Annotated in this window: 21 protein-coding genes and 1 pseudogene; 5 read left to right on the top strand and 17 right to left on the bottom strand. The window is 61.8% G+C overall.

The genetic code is table 11. From position 1 onward, the window contains the following. The 3 genes from PXK01_RS00110 to PXK01_RS00100 form a co-directional block, all read right to left on the bottom strand. Positions 1 to 936, bottom strand: coding sequence for an ABC transporter substrate-binding protein (locus tag PXK01_RS00110; RefSeq protein ID WP_274858370.1), 936 nt, complete (start codon positions 934 to 936; stop codon positions 1 to 3). A 358-nt stretch (positions 937 to 1,294) separates the two neighbouring features. After that, a complete protein-coding gene (locus tag PXK01_RS00105; RefSeq protein ID WP_274858369.1) occupies positions 1,295 to 2,491 on the bottom strand; it encodes an MFS transporter in 1,197 nt (398 codons plus the stop codon). Beyond that, entirely contained in the window at positions 2,488 to 2,625 is a 138-nt protein-coding gene (locus PXK01_RS00100; protein WP_274858368.1) for a hypothetical protein, read from the bottom strand. The genes PXK01_RS00105 and PXK01_RS00100 overlap by 4 nt, the downstream gene beginning before the upstream one ends. Positions 2,626 to 2,775: 150 nt before the next feature. On the opposite strand from PXK01_RS00100, the gene PXK01_RS00095 reads away from it, so the two are divergent. Then, positions 2,776 to 3,636, top strand: a complete 861-nt coding sequence (locus PXK01_RS00095) for a helix-turn-helix domain-containing protein (RefSeq protein ID WP_274858367.1) — start codon at positions 2,776 to 2,778, stop codon at positions 3,634 to 3,636. A gap of 94 nt (positions 3,637 to 3,730) precedes the next feature. After that, on the top strand, positions 3,731 to 5,854 hold the full coding sequence (locus tag PXK01_RS00090; protein WP_274858366.1) for a TonB-dependent siderophore receptor: 2,124 nt from the start codon (positions 3,731 to 3,733) through the stop codon (positions 5,852 to 5,854). Between the two features lie 981 nt (positions 5,855 to 6,835). Here PXK01_RS00090 and PXK01_RS00085 read toward each other — a convergent pair. The 9 genes and pseudogenes from PXK01_RS00085 to PXK01_RS00045 form a co-directional block, all read right to left on the bottom strand. Continuing rightward, positions 6,836 to 7,774: a 3-hydroxyacyl-CoA dehydrogenase NAD-binding domain-containing protein gene (locus tag PXK01_RS00085; protein WP_274858365.1), complete on the bottom strand. Its 939-nt coding sequence runs from the start codon at positions 7,772 to 7,774 to the stop codon at positions 6,836 to 6,838. Positions 7,775 to 7,776: 2 nt separating this feature from the next. Further along, entirely contained in the window at positions 7,777 to 8,565 is a 789-nt protein-coding gene (locus PXK01_RS00080; RefSeq protein ID WP_274858364.1) for an SDR family oxidoreductase, read from the bottom strand. Positions 8,566 to 8,593: 28 nt separating this feature from the next. Next, entirely contained in the window at positions 8,594 to 9,304 is a 711-nt protein-coding gene (locus PXK01_RS00075) for an ABC transporter ATP-binding protein (protein ID WP_274858362.1), read from the bottom strand. Next, the gene (locus PXK01_RS00070; RefSeq protein ID WP_274858360.1) at positions 9,301 to 10,065 is read right to left on the bottom strand and encodes an ABC transporter ATP-binding protein; all 765 of its coding nucleotides are present in this window, start codon (positions 10,063 to 10,065) and stop codon (positions 9,301 to 9,303) included. Before PXK01_RS00070 ends, PXK01_RS00075 begins: the two co-directional genes overlap by 4 nt. Further along, entirely contained in the window at positions 10,062 to 11,315 is a 1,254-nt protein-coding gene (locus PXK01_RS00065) for a branched-chain amino acid ABC transporter permease (protein WP_274858359.1), read from the bottom strand. The genes PXK01_RS00070 and PXK01_RS00065 overlap by 4 nt, the downstream gene beginning before the upstream one ends. An 11-nt stretch (positions 11,316 to 11,326) precedes the next feature. After that, positions 11,327 to 12,268, bottom strand: coding sequence for a branched-chain amino acid ABC transporter permease (locus tag PXK01_RS00060; RefSeq protein WP_274858358.1), 942 nt, complete (start codon positions 12,266 to 12,268; stop codon positions 11,327 to 11,329). An 81-nt stretch (positions 12,269 to 12,349) separates the two neighbouring features. Beyond that, a complete protein-coding gene (locus PXK01_RS00055) occupies positions 12,350 to 13,597 on the bottom strand; it encodes a branched-chain amino acid ABC transporter substrate-binding protein (RefSeq protein ID WP_274858357.1) in 1,248 nt (415 codons plus the stop codon). Between the two features lie 98 nt (positions 13,598 to 13,695). Next, on the bottom strand, positions 13,696 to 14,322 hold the full coding sequence (locus tag PXK01_RS00050; RefSeq protein WP_274858356.1) for a 3-oxoacid CoA-transferase subunit B: 627 nt from the start codon (positions 14,320 to 14,322) through the stop codon (positions 13,696 to 13,698). 21 nt (positions 14,323 to 14,343) lie between these two features. After that, positions 14,344 to 15,046 (bottom strand): annotated as a pseudogene (locus PXK01_RS00045) (CoA transferase subunit A). 191 nt (positions 15,047 to 15,237) lie between these two features. Between PXK01_RS00045 and PXK01_RS00040 the strand changes: the two are divergent. Next, the gene (locus tag PXK01_RS00040; protein ID WP_274858354.1) at positions 15,238 to 17,157 is read left to right on the top strand and encodes a helix-turn-helix domain-containing protein; all 1,920 of its coding nucleotides are present in this window, start codon (positions 15,238 to 15,240) and stop codon (positions 17,155 to 17,157) included. A gap of 12 nt (positions 17,158 to 17,169) precedes the next feature. Here the strand turns inward: PXK01_RS00040 and PXK01_RS00035 are convergent, their stop codons facing one another. Together PXK01_RS00035 and PXK01_RS00030 are read right to left on the bottom strand one after the other, a co-directional pair. Continuing rightward, the gene (locus tag PXK01_RS00035) at positions 17,170 to 18,105 is read right to left on the bottom strand and encodes a 3-keto-5-aminohexanoate cleavage protein (protein ID WP_274858615.1); all 936 of its coding nucleotides are present in this window, start codon (positions 18,103 to 18,105) and stop codon (positions 17,170 to 17,172) included. A 316-nt stretch (positions 18,106 to 18,421) separates the two neighbouring features. Then, positions 18,422 to 18,895 (bottom strand): Lrp/AsnC family transcriptional regulator, encoded by a 474-nt coding sequence (locus tag PXK01_RS00030; protein WP_274858353.1) that lies wholly within the window; start codon positions 18,893 to 18,895, stop codon positions 18,422 to 18,424. Between the two features lie 140 nt (positions 18,896 to 19,035). On the opposite strand from PXK01_RS00030, the gene PXK01_RS00025 reads away from it, so the two are divergent. After that, positions 19,036 to 20,070 (top strand): zinc-dependent alcohol dehydrogenase family protein, encoded by a 1,035-nt coding sequence (locus tag PXK01_RS00025; protein ID WP_274858352.1) that lies wholly within the window; start codon positions 19,036 to 19,038, stop codon positions 20,068 to 20,070. Between the two features lie 3 nt (positions 20,071 to 20,073). Beyond that, positions 20,074 to 21,315 carry an aromatic amino acid transaminase gene (locus PXK01_RS00020; RefSeq protein ID WP_274858351.1) on the top strand — a complete coding sequence of 414 codons (1,242 nt, stop codon included), beginning with the start codon at positions 20,074 to 20,076 and terminating at the stop codon, positions 21,313 to 21,315. 394 nt (positions 21,316 to 21,709) lie between these two features. Here PXK01_RS00020 and corA read toward each other — a convergent pair whose 3' ends face one another. The 3 genes from corA to PXK01_RS00005 all read right to left on the bottom strand — a co-directional run. Beyond that, positions 21,710 to 22,792 carry a magnesium/cobalt transporter CorA gene (gene corA / locus PXK01_RS00015; protein ID WP_274858350.1) on the bottom strand — a complete coding sequence of 361 codons (1,083 nt, stop codon included), beginning with the start codon at positions 22,790 to 22,792 and terminating at the stop codon, positions 21,710 to 21,712. Positions 22,793 to 22,813: 21 nt separating this feature from the next. Next, positions 22,814 to 24,421: an MBL fold metallo-hydrolase RNA specificity domain-containing protein gene (locus PXK01_RS00010; RefSeq protein WP_274858349.1), complete on the bottom strand. Its 1,608-nt coding sequence runs from the start codon at positions 24,419 to 24,421 to the stop codon at positions 22,814 to 22,816. A 346-nt stretch (positions 24,422 to 24,767) separates the two neighbouring features. Then, positions 24,768 to 26,093 (bottom strand): SLC13 family permease (locus PXK01_RS00005; protein ID WP_274858347.1); only part of this gene is annotated, 1,326 nt, incomplete at its 5' end.

Below are 26,093 nucleotides of genomic sequence, written 5' to 3'. Positions count from 1 at the left end.
TTAATGCCCTCCCGGCAATTGGCCGATCCGGGCGAGGCTTGGAACCGGGGTCGCAGGCGTGCCGTCCATCGCCGCTTCCAGCTCCGGGACAAGCCGGTCCAGCGCATAGTCGAGGCTCAGCGGGCTGGAGTGTGAGAGTGCCGAGGCAAGCATCTGATCTGCATAGATTTCACGCCCCTGCTGATGGGCGCGCAGCGTGTGGCGCAGTGGTATCCGGGCCAGCGTGTCGACAGATGTGGCGCTATCGAGCCAAATCAGCGCATCCACATCGATGGCGGCAAGATCCTCGCCGGGCACCCGCGCGTAGATCGGCGTCCCGGCAATGCGATCGAGCGCCTCCGGGGCGTGAAACCCGAGCGCCTGCATGAACTGGCCACGGATATCGCTCTCTCTGCACGCGCCGATCTCACCGATCCAGACCATGACGCCGGTGGCCCCGGACCACGCGGGATGTGCCGCGCGGATCTTGGCAAAGCGGGTTTCGATCCGGGTGATAATGCTTTCGGCCTTGGCAAGGGTTCCGGTGGCGCGGCCAAGGGTGCGCAGCATTTCGGGCCAGGGGCTGCCGAAATCGCCGTATTCGGCGCGTGGCGCGATCGTGGGCGCGATACGCGACAACAGCGCATATTCCCGCTTGGTGATGCCGGACCATTGCGCGGTGATCAGATCCGGCTCCATCGCCGCGATCCGTTCGATGTCGATCTGGCCCTGCATCACCACCGGCCGGGCATCTCCCAGGGCCGCATGTCCCCAGGGCCAGACGCCATAGGGGTCATTGCCGTACCATTTGCGCAGCGCATAGGGCGTTTCTCCCAGGGCAAGCAGGAAATCGTGTCCGATATAGCTGAGCGAGACGATGCGCCGGGGTTTTGCGGGAATGCTGGCGGTCCCGAAACGATGCGTGATTTCTACCGGGAAGGGATCCGTACGGGCCATAGGGGGCCAGAGCACAAGAAGCGCGACCGCCAACATCAGAGCCGCGTGCAGCCTCTGAGCGATGAGGGATGAGGTCCGGTCGGCCCCAGGAATGAGGGCCTGTCTTGCCAGCGGCGCCTGCGTCACGATCATCTCCAGCCATCTGCATGCCAAGGGCAGGCAATCTCTGTGGGTCTGCGGGTTTGGCTGGGCGGTGGCCGAAATAACTCTCCGGCTTTGCGCGTCTTGCTGGATGACGCTCCGGGGAACGCTTGGAGAGGGCTATTTTGATTGATTGTTTTTGTCAAGTAAGGCGGGCAGCACAATCGGATCGGTCCGACAGCAGGTCTTTGGTCACAAGCCATATCACAAACACAGTCTATTTCGGGCTGCATGCCTTGGTTGCCTGTCCCTTGCGCTGCGCAAGCGGCAGGGCCACGAGGGGCAAGAATCCGATCGTGAGCAGTGGAAGGATGTCCGCTTCGAGCGCCTGATAGCCTGCCAGCCCTAAGGCAGGGCCGATGACCCAGGCGGCGCCCGTCGCGGCTGAGAGTTGTCCCGCAGAACGCCCCTGCTGTTTGGCCCGGAGCGATACCATGGCCTGTAGGCTGGGGGTGATCAGGCCCAGCCCGAGGGAAAGAAGCGCCATGGCAGCACAGGTCAAAACGAGTGTGGCGGACCAGAAGGCGGCGAGGGTGCCGACAGCGGCAAGAAGCGCTCCACTCCGGGTCAGTGTTGATGGGCCGAGACGCGCCCGCGCGGCCAAGCGAATTCCAAGAAGCGAGGCGGTGGTGCAAAGCGCACCTGACAGAGCGGCGGCCTGCACGGCGGCTTCGGTTGACAGTTCTCCCCGCGTTTGCAGCAGCAGTGGCAGCATGCTGTAGACGGCACTGGCGGCGCCAAGCCCGCATAGGGTGGCTGCGAGCAGGGGCAGAAGCTCGGGGTCAAACCGCTTGGCTGGCTCTTCGGGTAAAGCCGCGGTCGCGGGCGGAGACGCCGGCAGGGCGCCCCGTGTCAATAACACGGCCACCCCCAACCCGCCCGCAAGGAAAAGCGGGGCAATCGGCCCAGCCAGATAGGTGACCGGCAGAACCAGCGCCGCCCCTCCGAGCGAGCCGAGCGTGAAGGCGCTTCCAGGGAGTGCAAGGGCGTTGGTGCGGGTCTCGCTGCTGCTGGTTGCAGCCAGGTGGCTGACCGCAGCCGGGAGCGCGGCGCAGGCGCAGGCGCCATAGATCATCCGCGCGCACAGAAGCAGGGCAAAGGTGCCCTGTGGCGCCAGCACGCGCATCTGGCCCAGATAAAGGGCAAGGCCGACGCCAAAAAACGACACTGCGCCGCCTGCCACGCCCATCAGGAAGACCGGACGCGCCCCGATGCGATCGACGCGCGCCCCCCAAAAGGGGGCTGCGAAGAGCACGACCAGGGCCGAGAGGGACAGGACCAAGCCTGCCTCTGTTTCGGACAGGCCGATCGCCAGGGTCAGCGGTACAAGCACCGGCAGAAGCACAGCATTGCCCAGCGACAGGGAGGCCAGCCCTGCTGCAATCACGCGCCGGTCGGGAGACATGCGGATCATTCCGGTAGCACCGTCGGGCTTCGCATCTGCGGCAGGCGGGCGCTGGCTTCCTGACCGACCGCGTCCCGCAAAGGCGCCGCTGTGGAAAATCCACCGCAAAGGCACAGGAAAAAGACCAAGATGGCACGCAACATATCGACTCCTGACACCGGGACCCGTATTCCCGAGTAAAACGCTCGGGGGAATTCTCATCCACGAGCAGGCCGGTCAAGAACTGACCCACCCATCTGGTCCGATCATCCAACCGCAAAAAGGTAACTGTTGTTATGGGGTTTCACCCGCGCATGTATGCTTCCGTTGAAGGATTCGACCTGGTCGATCCGCTCTCCAACCTCGGGTTCGACCGGATGACCGTCGACCTGTGGCGGGTATCGGCGCGGGCCGGGGCGAAGGGGCGCTATGTCTCGATGCACCCGCGCGTGGTGCTGTTGCTGGATGGCGTCCGGTTGGCACTGTCGGATCGCAAGGATGCCGTGGGGCCACTGTGTGCCGCCTGTTTCATCCCGGCTGGGGTGCAGATCTGGTCCCATGTGGCTACCCCGGGTGACATGACGCATCTGGATATCCACCTCAGTCGGGCGCAGTTGCTCGCCTTGTCAGCGCAGGCCGGGGCGATCACAAAGCCGATCCTGTTGCCCGAACTGGGGCCCCTGGCGGCCTTGGGTGAAATCCTGGCCCGCGAATGCCGGGAGCCGAACCGGGCCCCGGGGCATGCCGAAAGGCTGGCACAGCTGATCCTGTTGGAGCTCTTGCATCACGCCGACCCCGGCGCCGACACTGCAGCGACAGGGATCAGGTGGCTGGAGGCCGTGCAGCGTCATGCCGCGGAGAACCTGCGCGACCGTCTATCCGTAGATGATCTGGCCGAGGTCGCAGGCATGTCGCGCACCAGTTTCAACCGGCACTTTCGGGCCGAAATGGGCAAGGCGCCCTATGCCTGGGTGCTGGAACTGCGCTGCGATCAGGCCGAGCGGATGATGCGGCAGGGACTGCCCTTTGCCGAAGTGGCCGTGGTCTGTGGGTTTTCGGATCAGCCGCATTTCAACCGCGTGTTCAAATCGGTGACCGGGCTGTCGCCGAGTCATTGGATGATCGAACAGCGGACGGGACTTCTGGGAACGAAGATCCAAGACAAGAATACCTGACTTTTTTTATCGGACTGGAGAATGATCCGGGCGGCTCCCCTGAGGGGCCTTTGTTTGGCTGCTCGGGGTTGGACTGATGAGGAAAGGCGCGACAATGGCTTTGCGAAAACGAACAAGGGAAACTCGGTGGAAGACGCTGACCACCACGGCGGTGTTGATGTGCGGGACGGCCTTGCCGGGATGGGCGCAGACCGTCGACCTCGGCACGCTGACGCTGGAAAGCTTCGAGGATTCGAACGGGCCTGTCGCCGAGGGTGAGACCAACCCGCCGACCGCCACCGGTTCCAAGGTGCCGCTGCAATTGAACGAAGTTCCGCAGGCGGTTTCGGTCCTTAGGCGCGAACAGATCGAAGCCTTTGGCGCCCAGAGTGTATCCGAGGCGCTGCGCTATACCGCGGGCGTGACCACGGATGTCTATGGCAGCGACAATGATTACGACTGGCTGCGCATCCGTGGTTTCCAGGCGGATCAGACCGGAACCTATATCGACAACGCGCAGAACCTGTCCTTTGCATTCGGGTCTTTCTACATCGATCCGTATACGCTGGAGCGGGTTGAGGTGCTGCGGGGCGCGGCCTCGGCGCTATATGGGGGATCCAACCCCGGCGGTCTGGTGAACTATGTGTCCAAGCGGCCCGGCGGCCATGTGGGCGAGCTGACCTTTGGTCTGAACGATGCGGGGGCCGGTTGGGTGGCCTTCGACTTTGGCGAAGACGTTGGCGAGAGCAGTGCCTACCGGGTGACCGGTCTGATTGAGGGCGGAGACAAGTACGACGACCTGAACCAAGGCCTGCGTGGCACCCTGGCGCCGTCTTACAAGTTCACCACCGATGGCGGCACGGAAATCACGCTTCTGGGCAACTTCCATCGCGCCAGCGAAAAGCACAACGGATCGACCTTCCTGCCCTACTACGGCACGGTGCAGCAGACGGTGGAATTCGGCTTCATCGATCCCGATGCCAACTTCTCGGATCCCGATTGGGACAGTTACGAGCGCAAGCAGGGAACCGTTTCGGCAATCGTGGAGCATCAGTTCGACAATGGCTTCACCTTCACCGGGATCGGCCGGGTGGGACGTGCCGATCTTGAGGAAAGCTACTACTACCCCTTCGGTTACACGGGCTACGCCACCGTTCCGCAGGATGCGGCAGGCACGCTGAGTCTGATTGCCTTCCACCATGAAACCGAAACCAAAACCGCCCAGGCCGATCTGCGCTATTACGGCACGGTCGAGGCCGCTGGGGCGTCTCACGATCTGCTCTTTGGCCTTGATACGCGGCGCTACGTGATCGACGAGATCCAGCAGTCAGGCTTCGGGTCAAACACCGTGGTCAACCCGACCGCGCCCGGCACGCCGGTCCTGGGGGTGCCATATCAGGATGCAGAGACGACGCAGAACCAGCTGGGTCTCTATTTTCAGGATCAGATCAAGTTCGGCGGCGGTTTCATCACCACCTTCAACCTGCGTCATGATTGGGTCGAGACCGAGCGCGTCGGCACCGGCGCGTTCACCCGGGAAGACAGCGAAACCTCTGGGCGGGCGGCGATTGCATATGAATTCGACAACGGCCTGACGCCCTACCTGACCTATTCGAGCTTCTTCAATCCGATCATCCTGTCGCCCGCCGATGGCATCACCAAGCCGGAAAGCGGCGATCAATGGGAAGCGGGGCTGAAGTGGTTGCCGGATGGCGGGCCGTTCCACCTTGCTGCGGCCCTGTTCCAGATCGATCGCAAGAACGTTCAAACGGGCACCTGGGGCAACTACTCGCAACTGGGAGAAGTGCGCTCGCAGGGGCTGGAGCTGGAAGGCGGCTACGATTTTGGCAACGGTTTCACGCTGCGAGGCCAGGTGAGTTGGACAGATGTTGAGGTCACCGCGGATACAAATGCCGGGCTGATCGGAAAGACACCGACCTTGACCCCGACAGTCCAGGCCGCCCTGGTTGCTGCCTATGAATTTGAAAACGGTGTCAGGATCGAGGCGGGCGCCCGTCATCGCGGGTCAAGTTTCGCGGACGATGTGAACACGTTGAAGGTATCGGGCTACACGCTGTACGACATTGGCGCCTCTTATGCGTTCGGCGATGGTTTTGTCGGCAACCTGGCGATCACCAACCTGGCGGACACGCGGCATGTGACCGGGTGCCAGACGGTCTATGTCTGCTCCTACGGCAGTGGAAGAGAGATCAACTTCTCTCTGACCAAGGCCTTCTGAATGCAGCGATAAGGACCGGGGCGATTGCCCCGGTCTTTCCATGGCAGTGTGACGTTGGGCGGACCGGAAGCCACGCTTGCTATCATGCATGCCGAAAGCAGATGGCTGTCGGATTTGCCGGGCCAAAATGGAAAGGGGTCCCACAATTGCGGGGCCCCTTTTCATGTTCTGTGGAGTGTTGTCAGCCGTGTAAAGAGCATGGATGCCGTCCCAAGGGAGCGCAGGCGACAGTCCAGGATAGGCAAATTGGCAGCCATGAATTGAGGTGATTGCCCGGATACCCCGAAAGCAAGTCACGACAACAGATGTGTCATCCCCTGGTTCTGGGACGGTTTTTATGGCGATCTCAGGGGAATAATGGCGGAGAGACAGGGATTCGAACCCTGGGTCCCCGTGAAGGGACAACGGTTTTCGAGACCGTTTTTGCGGCTCAATCTGATAGGTTCAAACCAATAAAATAGGGGCATTCTAACGGCGGAATAGGCAGTCTCGGCACAGTAAGCGGGTAGGGGCGTCATAGAAAAGTGTCATAGACAAGTCGTATAAGGTCCACTCGCGGAGCTGTTGCAGAACAGGGGAGGAGTTTTCCGAATTGGGCGGTTAGTTGATCTTCTCTGCGGGTTGAACCAATGGTGGAGATGCGCAGGACACGACGACCAATGTCGTCCGACCAACGAGCCCATGGCACATTCTTCAATGCTGTACGGGCGATCCGCGTGTATATGATCCCGTTTTACCTTGAAGAAGGAAGACCGCCGTTTGGCGGAAGGAGGTGTTTTCCGGGCTGCCCCGAATACCGTTTTTCTTTGCGCGCCCGGTCAAACCAATGCGTCTGCACTTGGTGTCGGCTGCGTTGGATTCCCGATCGCGGACGCCGCCACCTCCCGGGATGCAGGCAGTGACCTGTAAAAGCGCGCGGCACGAACGGGAACGTCCCGGCTTTTTAATCCACTATCAGCGCCCGGGAATTCGGACGCCAACTCAACCCGCCGTGTCGGTCTTTCCACCGGCGGCCTTCACGGCAACCATATGGTGCAGGAAAGCATCGCGCGCCGCCAGCAGATCATGTGGCGGGGCCTGCCCGTAGGCATCCTGCACCGCACGGCTGACCCGTGCAATCTGCGCATCGTCCAGCTCGGGCTGCCCCAGTTCGGCGAAAAGCCTGCGCTGCATTGGCTTGAACATCTTCCAGAAACCATCGATCCCGCCGGTTCCGCCGCCCATGTGATAGGCCAGGAACGGCCCCATGAAGGCCCAGCGCAGACCCGGCCCCTCACTCAATGCCGCGTCGATGGCCTCGACGCTGGCGATGCCGCTGTCGAGAAGATGGATGGCCTCGCGAAAGACTGCGGCCTGCAAGCGGTTGGCAATATGGCCATAGGTCTCGCGGTCGATCCGGACCGGAACCTTCCCAAGCGATGCATAGAAGGCTTCCGCGCGTTGTAGCGCGTTGGGTTCGGTCTGTGCACCGCCGCCTATTTCCACCAGCGGGACAAGGTGAGGCGGGTTGAAAGGATGGCCCAGGACAACCCGGCCGGGATGGACGCAGGCGCTTTGCATCTCACTGACCGACAGGGCAGAGGAACTGGACGCAAGAAGGACACCCGGCCGTGTATAAGCGTCCAGGTCGCGAAACAGAGCGATCTTGGCCTCGCGCCGCTCGATGGCGCATTCCTGTACGAAATCTGCCCCGTCACAGGCCCGCCCGAGGTCGGTGTCGAAACGCAGGCGTTCCGGGGCCAGCGCGTGTTCGTGCAGCATCCCCGCCACTGACTGTAGCAGGGATGCTTCTGCCTCGGGACGCAGGTCGGTCACGATCACGTCCAACCCGTGCTGCAGGAACAGCGCGGCCCAGCTGCTGCCGATAAGACCCGCACCGACGACGGTAACCTTACGGATCGGATGACCTGCGCCCGGCATGGTCACAGGGTCTCGACGTTGCCGCAGACGCTGATCGCCTGCCCGGCGATACCGCTCGCGGCAGGAGAGGCAAGGAACAACGCCATGTCGGCGATATCCTCCGGCCCGACCATCCGGCGCAACGAGATGATGTTGAGGTATTCCTCGTGCACGTCCTCAAAGGTCCGCCCCTCTGCCTCGGCACGGTCCTTCATCACGCGATCCATGCGCGGGCCCCGCACCGGGCCGGGCAGGATGGCGTTGACGCGGATGCCATCGGGACCGATCTCCTTGGCCAGGCTGGCGGTCAATCCGACGATGCCCCATTTCGCCGCCGCATATGGCGTGCGCAGCGGGTATCCAAGGCGCCCTGCAACAGAAGCCACGTTGAGGATCACCGCGTCCCTTCCCTGGCGTAGCAGGGGAATGGCGCGCTGCAACACGATGAACTGGCCAAGGACGTCAACGTCCAGTGTCTGGCGGATTTCGTCGAGTTCCAGGTCTTCGACCCGCCCGGTCGGGCCTGCGATACCGGCGTTGTTTACCAGCACGTCCAGCGCGCCGAATTGTACCTCCACTTGGTCCATCATCGCCGCGACAGCAGCGGTGTCGGAGACATCCGCCGCGATCGCAAGGACTTCGGGGTGTCGGATTGCAAAGGCCGCCAGCGCCGTTTCGTCGGCATCGCAGATGGCGACACGGGCGCCTGCCTCAAGGAAGGCCTGCGCCGTCGCGGCACCAATGCCCGAGGCCCCGGCCGTAATAAGGACACGTAGCCCGGGCACCGGGCGCATGCGTTCAAGATAGCTCATCGTTTTTCCATTTCTTTGTAGGGGAGTGTCATGCCACTTCCAGCCAGTTGCGGCGGACATCAGGCCGCGCGGCCAGCGCATCGGGGGAGCCGTGGAACACCAGTTCGCCATGGCCCATGACCAGCACCTCGTGCGCGACGCGCAGTGCGATGGTCAATTTCTGTTCCACCAGCAGCACCGAAACGCCGCGGCGGGCGATATCCAGGATCACCTCCATCACCACTTCCACGATCTTCGGCGCGAGACCTTCGGTCGGCTCGTCGATCAACAGAAGGCGGGGGTTGCCCAGCAGGGAGCGGCACATGGTCAGCATCTGCTGTTCCCCGCCCGACAGGTAACCCGCGTTGATGTCGCGGCGCTCATGCAGGCGGGGGAAGTAGGCATACATGTCCTCGACCGACCATTGATGCGTTCCGGGCCGACCCCTTTGCACCCCCATTGCGAGGTTTTCCGCCACCGTGAGATTGGCAAAGACGAGGCGCTCTTCGGGGACGTAGCCGATACCCTGGCGGCAGATGTCATGGGGGCGGGCACCCGCCAAGTCGCGGCCATCCAGGATGACCTGGCCCCCGGTCGGCGGCACGATGCCCATGATCGCTTTCATCAGCGTCGACCGCCCTGAGCCGTTGCGCCCGAGCAGCGAGACAATCGCCCCTTCAGGCACCGTCATATCAACTCCGTGCAGGATGTGGCTTTTGCCGTAATGGGCATGCAAGCCCTTGATATCGAGAAGGGTCATGCGGCTTCCTCTCCCAGATAGGCCTTCTGCACCTCGGCGTTTCGGCTGATGGCCTCGGGCGTGTCAGTGGCAAGAATGTCCCCATAGACCAGCACCGAAACCTGGTCACACAGCTGGAACACCACGCTCATGTCGTGTTCGACCATCAACAGCGTCTTTCCCTCCGTGACCTTGCGGATCAATTCGACCGCCTGTGCGGTTTCCTCGCGCGACATGCCTGCGGTCGGTTCGTCAAGCAGGATGACCTCGGCCCCCGTCGACAGGGTCATGGCGATTTCCAGCGCGCGCTGTTCCGAGTAGGTAAGGTCGCCCGCCAAGTGGTCACTGCGCCGGGTCAGGCCCACGGTGTCGAGGATCTCTGCAGTTTCGTCGTTGATCGCCCGTCTGCGCGCGATGGCCGAGAACAGGTCGAACCGCCGCCCGTGCCGGGCGAGGACGCCCATGCGGATGTTCTCGAACACGCTCAACCGGTGAAAGATGTTGGTGATCTGGAACGATCGCGACAGACCGGCGCGATTGATGCGATGCGGAGCAAGGCCTGTGATGGGCGCGCCGTTCAGAAAAATCTCCCCCTCGGTGACGGGAAACATCCCGGACACAAGGTTGAACAACGTGGATTTTCCGGCACCATTCGGGCCGATCACGGCGTGGCGGTGGCCGTTTGCTACGTCGAGGGTGACCCCCTGAATGACTGGCAGGGCGCCAAAGGATTTGACCACGCCGCGCAGGCTGAGAGCCGGGGTTTCACTATTGGATGTCATGCGGTCAGACCTTCTTTGGTGGCGTTGGTGTCGGAGGTCGGTTCGGTGTCGGCCAGGCGGCGGACACCCCGGCGCAGGGCAAAGATGCCCCCCGCCAAAATCCCCAGTGGCAGGCCCCAGGTCAGCGGCGACAGCGGTGCCCAGTTCAGGCCCATCAGCGCGAAATCCGGCAGGGTTTCGGCTCCGCGCTTGAGGTTGGCATAGTCGAGGCCGAACAGCACCGAGACCGCCTCGGTCAGGAAGACCACGCCGCAGGTGATGCCCAGACCCCCAAATGCCACCCATAACGCAGGGCCTGCCAGCTGAGCGCGGATCCGCGCGCGTGGCTGGTGCAGCCATTGGGTCACCGCGCCACCGATGCCGGTCGGCGCATAGAGCATCACCAGCACGAAGATCAGACCCTGGTAAAACAGCCAGGACCGGGTGAGATCAGAGACCAGGAACGCGAAGAGGGAAAAGGCCACCGCGCCAAAAACCGGGCCCAAGAACAGCGTGGCACCACCGACATAGGTGAAAAGCACCACCTGGCTGGAGACATGCGCGCCGAAGACGGCGTAGTTCGCCGTCTCGTTCGACACGGCCTGCAGCGCACCGGCGACACCGGTGAACATGGCCGACACCGCAAAGATCACCGTCTTGGCCAGATGCGCGTCATACCCCATGAAGCGGACGCGCTGCTCGTTGTCGCGGATCGCGAGCGTCAGCCGCCCAAAAGGCGTGCGGGTATAGCCCCACAGCAGCAACCCGCAGACCAAAACCCAGGCCAGCGTCAGATAATAGACTTCGAGCACCGTGCCGAACATCACGTCGCCCCAGGGCATCCGCATCCCCGAGATACCGGATTCCCCGCCGAACAGCTCTTTCAGGTGGGGGGCAAAGCTGTGGAACAGCTCGGCGATGGCCAGTGTCACCAGCGCGAAATAGACTCCCGACCGCATGGTCGAGAACCAGCCAGCCACCAGGCCCGCAACCAGCCCCGCCGCTGCACCTGCCAGGGGCAAAAGCGGCGTCGGAAAGGCCAGGCCATCCTCGGTCGCCAGCATCAGGTGCAGCACCGCGAACGAGCCCACTCCGAAATATGCGGCATGGCCAAAGGACAACAGTCCCGCTTGCCCTGCCAGCAGGTTGAACGCCAGGGCATAGAGGCTGGCGATCAACATGGTGTTCAGCGCGTTCTGCCAGGCCGCGCCCAAGAACGGCGGCAGACCCAGTGCTGCCGCGAGCAGCAAGGCTCCAAGCATCAATTTCATCGAATTGGTCATCAGGAACGGTCTCCCATCAGGCCCGCCGGACGGACCAGCAGGACGAGCAACATGAGGGCAAAGGGAATGGTGCCCGAGATCGAGGACACCTGCGTTGTCAGCAGCCCGCCGGTTTCCCGGGCCCAGTCGCCGAGGCCGACGAGGCCCAGCAGCCCGGCCAGAGACCAGTCGAGCCCAACCGCAAAGGACGAGAACATCCCGATCAGGAGCGAGGCCAGGAGCGATCCCTTGAGCGAGCCCAGCCCGCCCACGACCACCACGACAAAGACGATCACGCCCAGTTCGGCGGCCATGTTCGGATTGGTCGGGTAAAAGGCTCCTGCCACGGCTCCGGCCAGCCCGGCCAGCGCGGCCCCCACACCGAAGACCGACATGAAGACGACGGGGATGTTGTGGCCCAGGGCATCTGCCATCTGCGGCAGACGTTCTGCAGCGCGCACGACGATGCCCACGCGGGTACGCGTCAGCAGCAACCAGAGCGCCAGGAACATCGCAACGGCGGTGCTGCCGATGAACATGCGGTAGAACGGGTAATCGGTGCCAAAGACGGTAAAGGCGGCAAAGCGCAGCTCGGTTGGGACCTGGTATGCGACGGGGAAGTCGCCGAAGATCAGTTTGACCGCCTCCACCACGATCAACGCGATACCGAAGGTCAGCAGCAGTTCATGCGCGTGACCATGGGCGTGCACGCGGCGCAGCAACACCCGTTCGACCCACATGCCGATCAGTCCCACCAGCACCGGCGCCAGCAACAGCCCGCCCCAGAAGCCGATGATCGGCGACAGCGCGTAGGCGAAATAGGCCCCCAGCATGTAGAAAGAGGCATGGGCAAAGTTCAGCACGCCCATCATGCCGAAGATCAGTGTCAGGCCTGCCGACACCATGAAGAGCAGCAGCCCGTAGATGACGCCGTTGAGCGTCGAGATTATCAGGAATTCCATAGGGGTCTCGCGTATCCGGAGATGCGGGGAATGCAGGCCGGGCGCTCACGCACCCGGCCTGTGGTTAGCGCGTGGGGGAGATCAGCCCGGGCGCTTCATGTCGCAGCTGGACTGCACCGGGTAGATGACCTCTTCGGCCGGAACGACCTTGACCGCCTCAAAGCCCATTGCCGTCTCGTCAGAGGGGTACTGCGCGCCCTCGACAACCTTGGCCACCACGACGGGGCGGATGGTCTGGTGATCCTCGGCGCGCACCGTGATCGGGCCGAGCGGGCTGTCATAGGTGCTGGATTCCAGCGCCAGTGCCACGTCCTGCACCACGATATCACCGCCACCGAAATCCAGCGTTTCCAGCGCGTTGGCCAGGGCTCCCATTGCAAAGGCGGCCTGCGGCTCGACAAAGGTCGGGTAATGACCGGTGGCCTCCTTGAAGCCCTCGGCAAAGGCGGTATCCCCGGCCGAGTTCACGTAGTTGTTGGCGATGTAATGCCCCAGCGCGGTTTTGCCCGCATTGGCGATATTGCCCGGCTGATCCAGGAAGGCGGTGCCAAAGCGCACGTCGAGCCCGGCGTCGCCCGCAGCCTTCATCAGCAACAGCAGGTCGTTGGACCAGTTGCCGGTGATGACGGTATCGGGCGCGGCGGCCTTGATCCGCGCGACGAAGGGCGCGAAGTCTTGGATCTTGTTGACGTCGTGCAGCACGGTGTCGACCACCTCGTAGCCGCCCGCGCCGGCGGCGCCTTCGACGGCGGCCTGCATATCCTGGCCCCAGGAATAGTTCTGGTTCATGGCATAGACCTTGGTGCCCAGATCGCCTGCCTCGGCCATGGCGCGGGTCAGCGCGTTCACCCGCATCGGCGCGGTGGTGGTAAAGCGGAAGTGGTAGAAGTGGCACATGTTGCCGGTCAGCTCCATCGCTTCGGCGCCGACGTTCATGTAAACGATCTCGTTGCCTTTGTTGCGCAGGTTGTGTTTGCGCACGTCTTCGGTGATCTGACCCGCAATGGCGGACGATGCACCCTGCACGACGATATGAACGCCGTCGGCTGCGGCGTGGCGGAACTTGTCTGCGGCTTCGCTGGCGCCGCCCGCGTTGTCGTATTCGACCACCTCGATGGGCGCCCCGTTGAAGCCGCCCGCGGCGTTGATCTGGTCGATCCCGTAACGCACGCCAGAGGCGAACAGCCGCCCGGTCGAGGTTTGCGCGCCGGACAGGCTTTCGATGATGCCGATCTTCAGCGGCTCTGCCGTCGCGGCGGTCTGCATGCCGAGTGCCGCGAAGCCCGCCAGGGCAGTCGTGGTCAGGGTCTTGGTCAGGGTCTTGTTCATAGGGTCCTCCTCCAAAAACGTGGCTATTCTGTCCGCCCGCGCGGAGGCGGCCGGGGCCTGCCGCCACGGGGCAGGTTCGGAAAAGATTTCGGGATGCGTCAGACGATGGTTGCCAGGGTCGCCTCGCGCAGGTCGTCCTCAGTGACACCGGGGGCACATTCGACGATGCGTAGCCCTCCCGGTATCACGTCGAACACGCCAAGATCGGTGATGATACGGTCCACCACGCCCTTGCCAGTCAGCGGCAAGCTGCATTCGGGCAGCAGTTTCGACGCGCCTGACTTGCTGCGGTGGTCCATCACCACCACCACGCGGCCGACGCCCGCCACCAGGTCCATGGCGCCGCCCATGCCCTTCACCAGCTTGCCGGGGATCATCCAGTTGGCGATATCGCCGGTCTCGCTGACCTCCATCGCCCCGAGGATTGCCAGGACGATCTTGCCACCCCGGATCATGCCAAAGCTGGTGGCGCTGTCGAAATAAGCGGTGTGGGCCAGTTCCGTGATGGTCTGTTTCCCGGCGTTGATCAGGTCGGGGTCAACGTCAGCATCCAGCGGGAAGGGCCCCATGCCCAGCATGCCGTTTTCCGACTGCAGCGTCACCGTCATCCCCTCGGGGATGTGGTTCGACACCAGCGTCGGGATGCCGATGCCGAGGTTGACATAGGTGCCGTCCTGCAATTCCTGAGCGGCGCGCGCCGCCATCTGGTCCCGTGTCCAGGCCATGTCTATCCTCCCTGGCTCGCGTCAGGCGACGCGGCGTTCGCGCGTGGTGCGCTGTTCGATACGTTTCTCGTGGTGGCCCGCGATCAGGCGGTGCACGTAGACACCAGGCAGGTGAATCATGTCCGGGTCGAGACTGCCAGCCGGCACGATCTCCTCGACCTCGGCGACACAGACCTTGCCGCAGGTGGCGGCGGGCACGTTGAAGTTGCGCGCGGTTTTGCGGAACACCAGGTTTCCGGTCGGGTCCGCCTTCCACGCCTTGACGATCGCGAGGTCGGCCACAAGCGCGTTCCTGGATGTAGGTCACCCCGTCGAACTCGGCATGGGGCTTGCCCTCTGCCACCTGCGTTCCGACACCCGTGCGAGTGTAGAAGGCGGGGATGCCGGCGCCTCCGGCGCGCATGCGTTCCGCCAGCGTGCCTTGAGGGGTGAATTCGACCTCCAGTTCACCTGCCAGGTACTGGCGCATGAACTCGGCGTTCTCGCCGACGTAGGAAGAGATCATCTTCGCGATCTGGCGGGTCTGCATCAGCGGGCCAAGGCCGAAATCATCGACCCCGGCGTTATTCGACGCCACCGCCAAGCCGCGCACACCGTTGGTTTGCACGGCGGCGATCAGCAGTTCCGGAATGCCGCAAAGCCCAAAGCCGCCAACAGCGATAAGCATGTCGTCCCTCAGCAGCCCCTCCAGCGCCGAAGCGGCGTCCGCGTAAACCTTTGCCATGGCTTTCCTCCCCGGAAACGGCGGCGTTGGTGGCCGCTCGATCTTCATCGCCACAAGACTTTTCACGGAGCGCCACGGCAGGGTATGTAGTTAAACGTCAGTCCGGTTGGTTTTTTGTGTGCGAAAAGCACATTCCAATTTCCTGTTCAGTACCGCTTCCTGCGGTCTCGATCACATTCCGAGGAGCCCCCATGATCCCCGACAGCATCACACTTGCCTCGCGCATCGTTGCCGGTTTGGCCGATGGGCAGGATCGTGCAGAGATCCAGCCCATGCTTGACGGTCTTCGGGCGCAGGGCGCTGCAGACCTGGCCGACAATCTGGTCCGGCTGGTGCAGCAACCGGGCGAAACCGCGCTGACTGAACGGGGCCTCACTCTGCTGATCGAAACTGCGCATGACCTGTCGAGCACCCTGTCGCTGAAGGAACTGCTCGGCAAGATCGTGACCCGCGCGCGTAACCTGGTCGGATCACATGTCGCCTGGCTGACCATGCTGGACGAGGATGAAGGCCTGTTCCGCAACTATGCCACCGAGGGCAACCTGACCCCCGGCACCGCCGAGATGAAGGCCGACATCCGTCACGGTGTGGTCGGGCAGATCATGGAGACCAAGAGTTTCTTCACCACCTCGGATTACCTCAACGACAAGGGTTTCCGCCATTCCCCGGCGCTGGATGAACAGTTCCGGCGTGAAAACATCACATCGCTGGCGGGTTTCCCGATCCTGTCCGATGGTCGCGTCATGGGGCTGCTGTTCGTGGCCGACCGCTACGGCCGCAAGTACTCCGGGCGCGAGATTTCTGTCATCGGATCCTTTGCACAGCATGCCGGGGTGGCGATGAACAACGCGCGCAGCTTTGCCCGCCTGTCCGAGGCGCTGGATACGGCAGAACAAGTGCGGACCTCGCTGGAAAGCCATATCGCGGAGGTCGAGACCTCGGCGCGCAGCCATGACGAGATGATGTCCCTGCTGGCGCGCGGTGCCGACCTGCAAAGTTTCATGCAGCGGATGGCAAGTGAGGTGTCGGGGGCGATCTTCTACCTCGATCCTGGGTTCCAGCTGCGCGACGAGGTGGCCGACAGCCGTTACGAAGGCACACTGGGGCATGACATGCGAGAGGGGCGCCTGGACCACGCGGCACTTCTGTCCACGATCGCACGGTCACGTCGCAGCGGCCGGTCGGAACTGCTGGCGGAACGCGACGGCGAGCGGGCGCTGGTGTTGTCGCTGCACGGCGGGGCGCAGCGTGGCGACAGCCTGGTGATCTGCCACACGGGCGACATCGGTCGCATCCCGTTGCGCAACCTCGAACGCAGCGCGGTTGCGTTGTCGATTGCCAAGCTCTGGGCCGAAAAGCGCCAGGCCGATCAATTGATCGCCGCCGCAACCCTGTTGCGACACCTGGTGCTGGTCTCCCCGCCCGATGCCTCGACACTCGGCTCCGTGCGCGACCGGTTGGGCACCGGGGCGCAGGAGGAGGTGCGGATGCTGCTCGTCACCCTTTCGGGAACGGACCGCGAGGGGCAGACCGATCATATCCGCGCGGCGGCAGGGCGACTTAACCTCTTGGTGGATCTGGTCGACGATGCCTATCTGGCGGTGGGCCCCGCGTCCGAGATCACGCAATTGGTGGAACGGCTGCAGCGCCGCCGTACCGTGACGGCGGGCGGGCTGCTGTCGCAGCCGATTACCGCGCTGGAAAATTGCCCGACCATCTGGCGCGAAATGGCGGGCGCGCTGCGGACGATACGGCGCATCGCACCGCTGAGCAGGTTCATCGACCATGCCGAAATTGGCCTGTTTGGCCGCTTGTTCGAACAGGCGGACCCCGAACGCATCCGCGACCTGGTGACGCGGCGGCTGGCAGCGATCCGCAGCCGCGACCCCAAGGGACGGGCGCATCTGGCCACGACGCTGCTGTGCTATTTTGACTGCCAGCACAACATTGCGCGTACGGCCGACAGCCTGTCGGTCCACGTCAACACCGTGCGACAGCGGCTGGATACGCTGCGCCATGTCACCGGCGGCTGGGAAGACCCGATTGCCGCGCTGGAATTGCATATTGCCCTGCGATTGGACCGGCTGGCTCCCGTGCCGGGAGAGGTTTAGGCACCAGGTCGCTCAGCCCACCAGCGCCGTCCTTTCAGGGCCCTTGGTGGCAAGGATCCTGCGGGCCTCATCCGGCGTTGCGATTTCCAGTGACAGGGCCTCCAACAGAGTTCGGACCTTGGTGACTTGCTCGGCGCAGGACTGCGCCAGCTTGCCACGCGCGATATAGAGACTGTCTTCCAGCCCGACACGCACATGCCCCCCCATGATTGCGCCCATGGTCACCAGGCCCATCTGGTGGCGCCCCGCGCCGAGCACGGAAAAGGCATAGCCATCACGCCCGAACAAACGGTCGGCGGTGCTGCGCATCAGGAACAGGTTCTCGGGGTCGGCGTTCAGCCCTCCGAGGATGCCCAGCACGCATTGCAGGAACAGTGGCCCCTCGATCAGGCCTTCGTCGCGCAAATAGGCGAGGTTGTACAGGTGGCCCACGTCGTAGCATTCGAATTCGAAACGCGTGCCATGGGCCTTGCCCAACTGTGCGATGACCGATTTCATGTCCCGAAAGGTGTTGCGAAAGATCAGGTCCTCGCTGCCCTCGACGTAAGGCTTTTCCCAGTCGTGCTGCCAGTCGGTGACGCCCTGTGCGGCCTTGTGAAAGGAAAAGTTCATCGAGCCCATGTTGAGGGAGCAAAGCTCCGGTTGGGCCTGCAATGGGTAGGCAAGTCTCTCGTCCAGCGTCATTCGGGTGCTGCCGCCGGTGGTGATGTTGATGATGGCGTCAGTCCGGGCAGCGATCTGCGGAATGAATTGCTCGAAGATGGCCGGGTCAGGCGAAGGCCGCCCGTCCTGCGGGTCTCGGGCGTGCATGTGCAGAACCGCCGCACCGGCTTCCGCAGCGGCCAGAGCCTGCTCGGTGATCTGTGCGGGTGTGACTGGCAACGCGGGTGACATGGACGGTGTATGGACAGATCCTGTCACGGCACAGGTGATGATCGTTTTCCTCAGTCTGCGCATGACTTTCCTCCATCGTATGCTTGGCAAACGGTGTAGTGCCAGTGACGTGGTGAAAATATGTAGGAAAGGCACACTGAAACCTGTTTCGGGTGTAGTTAGCCGCAAGCATGGGGTGCAGGGTTGCAATTGCCGTGCTCCGCCATTGGACGGACCGGGTCTCCGTGACAGGTATTGATCGCTGCCTCCTGAGGAATGGGCGGGAAGCTGACATTCGCTGCGCACACGACCAAAGTCTCTTATGCGTACCTAATGTGGCAGTTCACATCATAACCCCTGACACCCGCTTCATGGATCACCCAACGGTTTATCACCCCGACACGCGAATGGGCAATTTGCTCGACGCCTTCATCTCCTTCAACGACAGGTTCGAGCGAATGCTGCTTACCCCAGGCAGACGCCGCAGAGTGCTGTCCACGAAGGCGCTGTAGTCATCCAGATCGCGGGCGACGACGATCAGCAGAAAGTCATCTTCACCGGTCGTGTTGTGGCAGGCCAGGATGTTTGGAGTCACTTCGATGATCCGCTGAAACTCTGCGGTCGCGGCCTGACCGTGCTCAGAGCAACTGATCTGCACAAAGGCCATCACGCCCAGCCCCAGTTTGCGCCGGTTCAGATTGGCCTGATAACCGTCGATGATCCCGCTTTCTTCCAGTTTCTTGAGCCGCCGCCAGCATGGGGTCTCGCTCATGCCCAGGTGCTCGGCCAGTCTGGTATTGGTCATGCGCCCATCGTCCTGCAGCAGTTCGAGAATCTGAGCGTTGATGGTGTCGATATCTGTCATGAGTGGAATGCCCTCAAAACCGCTTCAATATGGAAGATTTCCGCCTAATTGATTGCCAATTCAAGGCGGATTAGCAAAGGAGTTTCGCCGCGCCGTGGTATATTCGCGCAAATTTCCGGACAACACCGAAAGATCCCTGCATGAAAGCTGTCCTGTTCGAAAAGTTCCAAGAGGCCCCCAAACTTGTCACTGTTGAAGACCCCATGCCGGAGCCACATGGCGTCGTCCTGAAGGTCGAGGCCACCGGTGTTTGCCGTAGCGATTGGCACGGATGGATGGGGCATGACAGCGATATCGAGCTGCCGCATATCCCTGGGCACGAACTGGCAGGCGTTGTCGCGGCGGTCGGCAAGGATGTCACCAACTGGAAAGCGGGTGATCGGGTCACGGTGCCATTCATCTGCGGCTGTGGCGCATGCCGCGAATGCCATGCAGGTCATCAACAGGTGTGCCTGCATCAAGAGCAGCCCGGCTTCACCCACTGGGGAAGCTTTGCCGAATATGTGCCGATCCATCAGGCGGACCTGAATTTGGTGGCCTTGCCAGAGACCATGGAATTCGCAACGGCAGCCAGCCTTGGGTGCCGGTTTGCCACCTCATTCCGTGCGGTGATCGACCAGGGCAAGGTCAGCGCGGGCCAGTGGGTTGTCGTGCATGGGTGCGGCGGCGTAGGCCTGTCTGCAGTGATGATTGCCACCGCCGCAGGGGCCAATGTGATCGGTGTCGATCTCGATCCGGTCAAGCTTGCGCTGGCAAAGGATCTGGGCGCGGTCGTCACGATTGAGGGCACGGGCGATGTGGTCGCCGCTATCCAGGAGATCACCAAAGGCGGCGCGCATGTGTCGCTGGACGCATTGGGGCATCCGACGACGATGACCAATTCGATTCTCGGTCTGCGTCCGCGCGGCAAGCATGTTCAGGTGGGATTGATGCTGGGCGATCATGCCGCCCCCGCCGTTCCCATGCCCAAGATCGTCGGGCAGGAGATTGAGCTGCTGGGTTCTCACGGGATGCAGGCGCATCGCTATGGGGCAATGCTGGAGATGGTCGAAAGCGGCAAGCTGGATCCGGCACGGCTGGTCGGTGACAAGATCAGCCTCGACGCCGCGCCAGAGGCCCTGATGAACATGGACAAGTTCCAGTCCGTCGGCGCAACTGTCATCACCAAGTTCTAAGCCATGCGGAAGACTGCCTTCATCGGCGGCGACGCCATGCAAGCGGGAAAGGGAAAAGCCATGTTCGAACAGGTCGAGGACTACCCCGTCGATCCCATCATGATCGGAGCAGAGTATTTCGCGCAGGATCCCCGCACAGACAAGCTCAACCTGACCGTGGGCGTCTATCAGGACGAAGGCGGTCAGACGCCGGTGCTCAAGGCCGTGAAACAGGCCGAGCAAAGGCTGGTCGACACCCAGACCAGCAAATCCTACCTCGCTCTGACCGGCGACGCGGACTATTGTCGCGTGCTTGGGCACGAAATCATGGGAGACGCTTTTGACGACAGCTGGGTCTCGGCACAGACGGCGGGCGGGGCCGTGGCCCTGCGTGTGATGTCGGATCTTCTGGCCCAAATGCCCAAGCCGCCCACGGTATGGCTCCAAACCCCGACCTATGGCAACTACGTTCCGATCCTGATGGCTGCGCGGGCACAGTTCGCTCATCTGCCCTATTACGATCCGCTGCGGCGCGAGATCACGTTCGATCAAATGCTGGACGGGCTCAAGGCCGCCAATTCGGGCGATGCCTTTTTGATGCAGGGGGTCTGCCACAACCCCACGGGTGCCGATATGACACCCCAGCAGTTCGACGCGGTGCTGGATGTGCTGGAGGCGCGCGGCATAATCCCCTGGATCGACCTCGCCTATCTTGGTTTCGCCCAAAGCTGGGACGCGGATTGTGCCATGGCCCGCAAGATCGCCGCCCGCTTTCCCGTCTGCATTCTTTGCATTACCCTGTCCAAGACGTTTGGCATCTACCGGGACCGCGCCGGGGCGCTGTTTGTGAAAACCGGAGCAAGGGAACGTGACAGGGTACATCGCGCGGTTTCGGCCATTGTTCGTTCTGGCGCCTCACATGCGCCAGATCACGGGGCATCGGTGGTGCGAACAATCCTGCAAGACGCGGGTTTGAAAAGGCTCTGGCTTGACGAGCTGGAGCAGATGAGGGCGCGCGTTTTTGGCGTACGTCAACAGATCGCCAATACCGAGCGCACGCTGTTGGGTACGGACAAACTCGCCTATATTGCAGAGCAATCCGGCATGTTTTCACTGCTCCCTCTGACCGAAGTGCAAGAAGACGCGCTGACCCGCGACCACGGTATCCACGTCGTCAAAGGCGGGCGGGTGAACGTTGCACGGCTGGGACCGAACGATATCGCGAAGCTGATCAGGGCGATCTCTGACATCACGACCCCGAAGTAAAGCGGGATCGAGCTGTAAAGCTTTCGGTTGTTTGGGCAATGGAACTTGGCGAAAGCAACGAAGCGGTCATTCGCTGCGTGCTTCACGAACCATCGCCGGGCGCATTTAGCGGGCTTTGCATAGCCTGCGCGACCGGCGCTGTTGGCGCCGCGCGAGTGCGAATCCGCACGTGCAGCCGGTCGCGCCTGATGCAGAGTGACCGGCGCCTCCCTGCCCGGAGCGAACGACCACACGAGGCGTGCGTGCCCTCCACTTTACTGTCGAAACCCACCATGACCGTCTTGGAGCATGCTTGGGAGCGAGATGCTCCAAACAAGGACGACTCGATAGAAGATAGAGTTCATTTCGCATGGAGGAATGACCGTATCACGTTACAAAGGCTGCTCGGCAGCCACTAACGTAACCAGCCTTTTTTCCATATGTACCAAACGAGTCCAGCGGCCGAGGCGCACATTAGCATCAACGCGAATGGATATCCGAGATACCAACCCAGCTCGGGCATGTTCCAAGGCGATCTTTCGCGGTCAAAGTTCATTCCGTACACGCTTGCGATAAAGCTCAGTGGAATGAAAATGGTCGCCACGATGGTCAGGACTTTCATGACTTCGTTCAGCTTCATGCTGACGCTGGAGACATGTAAATCCACAAGACCAGAAGCCATTTCGCGATATGTCTCCACGATATCCATCAGTTGTGCGGTGTGATCGTAGCAATCGCGGAGAAATGGCCGGGTTTCATGAGCAATGAGAGGATGCTCATCCCGAAGTAGCGCATTGAACACTTCGCGGTGGGGCCAAATCGCACGGCGCAGAAGCAGCAACTTGCGCTTCATGTCGTGCAAATCGGCTATGTTGCCGATCTCAGGCGACCTGGTGACCAGATCCTCGAGAGCCTCAAGCCTGTCACCGACCTGTTCCAATGCGGGAAAGTAGCTGTCAACGATCGCATCCAGAAGCGCATAGCAGGTATAGTCCGCGCCTGCGCTTCGAATGCGTCCGCTCGCCTTGCGAATGCGATCCCGTACGCTTTGAAAACAGTCCCCGGGTTTTTCCTGAAATGTGATGAGATAGTCCGAGCCCATAAAGAATGCGACCTGCTCGGTCTCAAGTGACCCATTTTCGCCCAACATGAGCGCAACGATGAACAGATGATCGTCGTACTCCTCGACCTTTGGGCGCTGATGCGTGTTGATCGAATCCTCCAGAGCCAGCTTGTGAAGGCCGAATATGTCGCCAATCGCGGAAATGATGTTTGCATCTCCGAATTGAACGATATCGACCCAAATCGTTTGAAAGGCATGTCGCATCTCGACGATATCCGCCACCTCGGCAACCTGCCGCTCGACAAATGCGTCAGGGCCAAAGGCAATAATCCGGATATCCGGCTTGGCGGCCGATGGCGAAACCTCAAGTTTGCCGGGATCCGACCCGGGAGGAGAGCGTCTTGCCGCCTTGATCGTTGCGCGTTGCACGCTCATTTCCGTCTGATCCCCCGTCGTTCAGCTTTCGTCGCTCCGCGTACCGTCTTTGAGTGCACGTCTCAATCTGCGGATCATAATGGCGCGCTCCTTGTCGGACGTCATGGCGTAAAGAGCGTCGCTCAGGTCGAGGAGCAGGCGGGACACATCATTGTGCCAGTCCAGTCGAGCGATCCGTTTCGGATCAAGGCGAGGCACCGTCTCGCCGCCGACAGGGACCGGACCCTGGGCTGTCAGTTCGAAGGTCGCGTCCAGTGAGGGAATGACCATGCGTTCGTGCGGCACAGTCGCAGTGATCCGATCAGCCAGCCCCTGAAGGGCTGGCGGCTCCCCATGCACCAGGAATACCCCGGCAGACACGGGTTCACGCTCTGCAATCCATTGGGCAAGCTCCGGACCGTCGGCATGGCCTGAATATAGATCAAGCGATCGAATACGCGCCCGTACTTTGATCTCGTCGCCTTGGATCCGCACTGTTTGCTGGCCGCTCAGCAACAGTTGCCCCAGCGTACCTGTCGCTTGATAGCCGACCAACAACACGGTGGCTTCTTCGCGCCAGAGCCAGTTTCTCAGCCGGTGACGCACGCGGCCGGCCTCGCACATTCCGCTGGCGGCAATGACGATATGGAATTCGCGCTTCTGGTCGAGTGACTTGCTTTGCTCGGCGGTCTGACAAAAGTTCAGCCATGGCGAATGCAGGCTCTGGGCCAATGTGGCGCCGCCCTCGAGATCAGCCTTGTTGCGGGCGAAAACCTCGGTGGCCCGAATGGCCAGGGGGCTATCCAGGTAGACAGGAATTCGCGGTAATTTTCCTTCGGTGATCAATTGGCCGAGGTCCGAAATCAGTTCCTGGGCGCGTTCAACGGCGAAAGACGGGATGATTAGCGCCCCATTCGGTCGTATTGCCTCGAGTATTTCATCGCACAGCTGTCGTCGCCGCTCCTCAGAGCTTTTGTCCATTCGGTCGGTATCGCCATAGGTCGACTCGCACACAAGGTAGTCGATCCCTTTCGGTGCTTCCGGGTCGGGATGGAGCAGCTTGTGGTCTGGCCCGATGTCGCCGGAGAAACAGAGGCGAAGCGGCTTGCGTTCTGGCTGAACGATTTCGATCTCGACTGTAGCCGATCCAAGCATGTGCCCCGCGTTCCAGAAGCGGGCACGCGCCCCTTTCCCGAAGGCAAACCAATCTCCGTAGTCCTGGTTTTGCATCGCTTTCAACGTCTTCTTGACGTCCGTCGCATCATAGATCGCATTGACGCGTTTCCGTCCGCGCTGGCCTGCGCGCCGGTTGTACTGTTCGACTTCGAACTCTTGTATATGAGCGCTGTCCGGCAGCATCACCGCGCATAGATCATGGGTTGCCGGAGTGACGTATATTGGGCCCTTGAAACCTTCTCGCACCAGTTTCGGTAGCAACCCCGAATGATCGATATGGGCGTGGGTGAGGATCACGGCTGTGATATCGGCGGGTTCGAACGGGAAAGGGCGGTAGTTCAACTCCTTTTCCGATTTCGGGCCTTGGAACATGCCGCAGTCGATCAGAAAATTACCGTCTGGCGTGAGTAGTCGAAAACAAGACCCAGTGACAGCACCAGCAGCACCGTGAAAACTAAGACGAGGCGTCCCCATGAGCCATTCTCCTTTCGGCTGATACCCACTTTTCAGCCTGGTAAGGAACAGACCATTCCCGCTCGACAAAAACAATATCAGCCGACAACTTCAGCGACATTGCGCGCCAACTCAAGCGGTGCCTTGAGAGCGCTTTGCAACAGGCGCTACCTGTTTCGGTCAAGTCATGAGACGGAGCCAGTGCCAGTCAACCATTCCTCCCCCTCACGTCGGGGCCAGTTAAGGCTCCGCCTCACTCTCGAAGGGTCTGGAGCCGGGTATCCCAAGTCTGGCGCATGAATGGCAAGTGTGGGCCTCTTGTGAAAGTCAGTTCGCAGGCAGAGCGGCGTATTGTCCTTTTCAAGACTTATCCAAAGATCACTTTTCCCAGGGACGCGGCCACCCAAACCGTCGCGAATAGTCCGCCGATGTCCAGGAGCGCGCCCGCACGCAACATATCGGAACGGGTCACCGCAGGGTTTGCGAATACGATCGCGTTGGGGGGCGTGGCGACCGGAAGCATGAAGCCGATGGAGGCAGCCATCGCGATCGGAAGGATGAATGTCACCGGATCGGTATCAAGCCCGGTCGCCACGGCCCCGTCAATCGGCAGGAAGATTGCCGCCATCGCCGTGTTGCTCGCCAACTCTCCAACATAAACGATCAGTGCTGCAAGAATGAGAAGAATGGCGAAGCTGGGCCAATGGGCGACGAATTGAACGATACCGCCGATCCAATCCGTCAAACCGGACTGCTGAAGAATGCTGGCAAGAGCCAACCCTCCGCCGAAAAGGATCAGCACGTCCCATCGCAGACTCGCGGCGGTTTCCCAATCGAGCAGACGCTGGCCTTTCCCATCGGAAAGCACGAAAAGCGCCAGTGCGGCTGTCATGGCAATTCCCGCGTCCGTGAGCGTGATCGCGGGAATGAGCCATTCAACCAAAGGGCTTGAGAGCCAGGCCAGTGCCGTGACCCCCGCGACGATTGCGACGCGGCGTTCCGCGGTCTGCATCCCGGTTTGTCGGTGCTCATAATGCAGCGCCAGCACGCCGTTCCCGAGCCGCGGAGATACCCAGACGAGCACGAGCCAGGTGAGCAGCAACAAGACCAGCGCCACCGGAATACCAACCGCCGCCCATTGGGCAAACCCGACCTCCACCCCGTAGGTCGTGCTGACATAAGAGGCGAATATCGCATTGGGCGGCGTTCCGATCAGGGACCCCATGCCCCCGATCGTGGCGGAAAAGGCGACGCCGAGCATCAGGGGAGTGCCGAAATTGGACTGGCCGCCTTGCGTACTCGCGATCGCCGCCGCTATCGGCGCCATCACCATGGCAGAGGCTGTATTGCTGATCCACAGGCTGAGAAACGCCGTGGCAATCATGATGGCCGCGAGAACCCGGCGCGGATTTGTTCCGGCAAGCCCGAGCAGCACGTTCGCCAATCGCCAATGCAAGTTCGTTTTCTCGATAGCCTTGGCGATTAAAAAACCACCCAGAAAAAGAATGACAAGGGGATCGCTGTAAGCGCGGGCGGTATCCTCGAGCGCGGCGATTCCGGAGATTGGCGCGACTGCCAGCGGCAAGAGCGCAGTCGCCGGGAGCGGCAATGCCTCCGTTAGGCTCAGGACCCATTGATTTCCGGTTGGCGGCATGATCCACGGCTCGAAAAACGAGCGGTAAACATGTCTGAT

This window comes from Phaeobacter sp. PT47_59 (assembly GCF_028890025.1).
Taxonomy (GTDB): Bacteria; Pseudomonadota; Alphaproteobacteria; order Rhodobacterales; family Rhodobacteraceae; genus Phycobacter.
The sequence above is the reverse complement of the archived record's forward strand: the minus strand, read 5'-3'. Positions and strand labels throughout refer to the sequence as shown.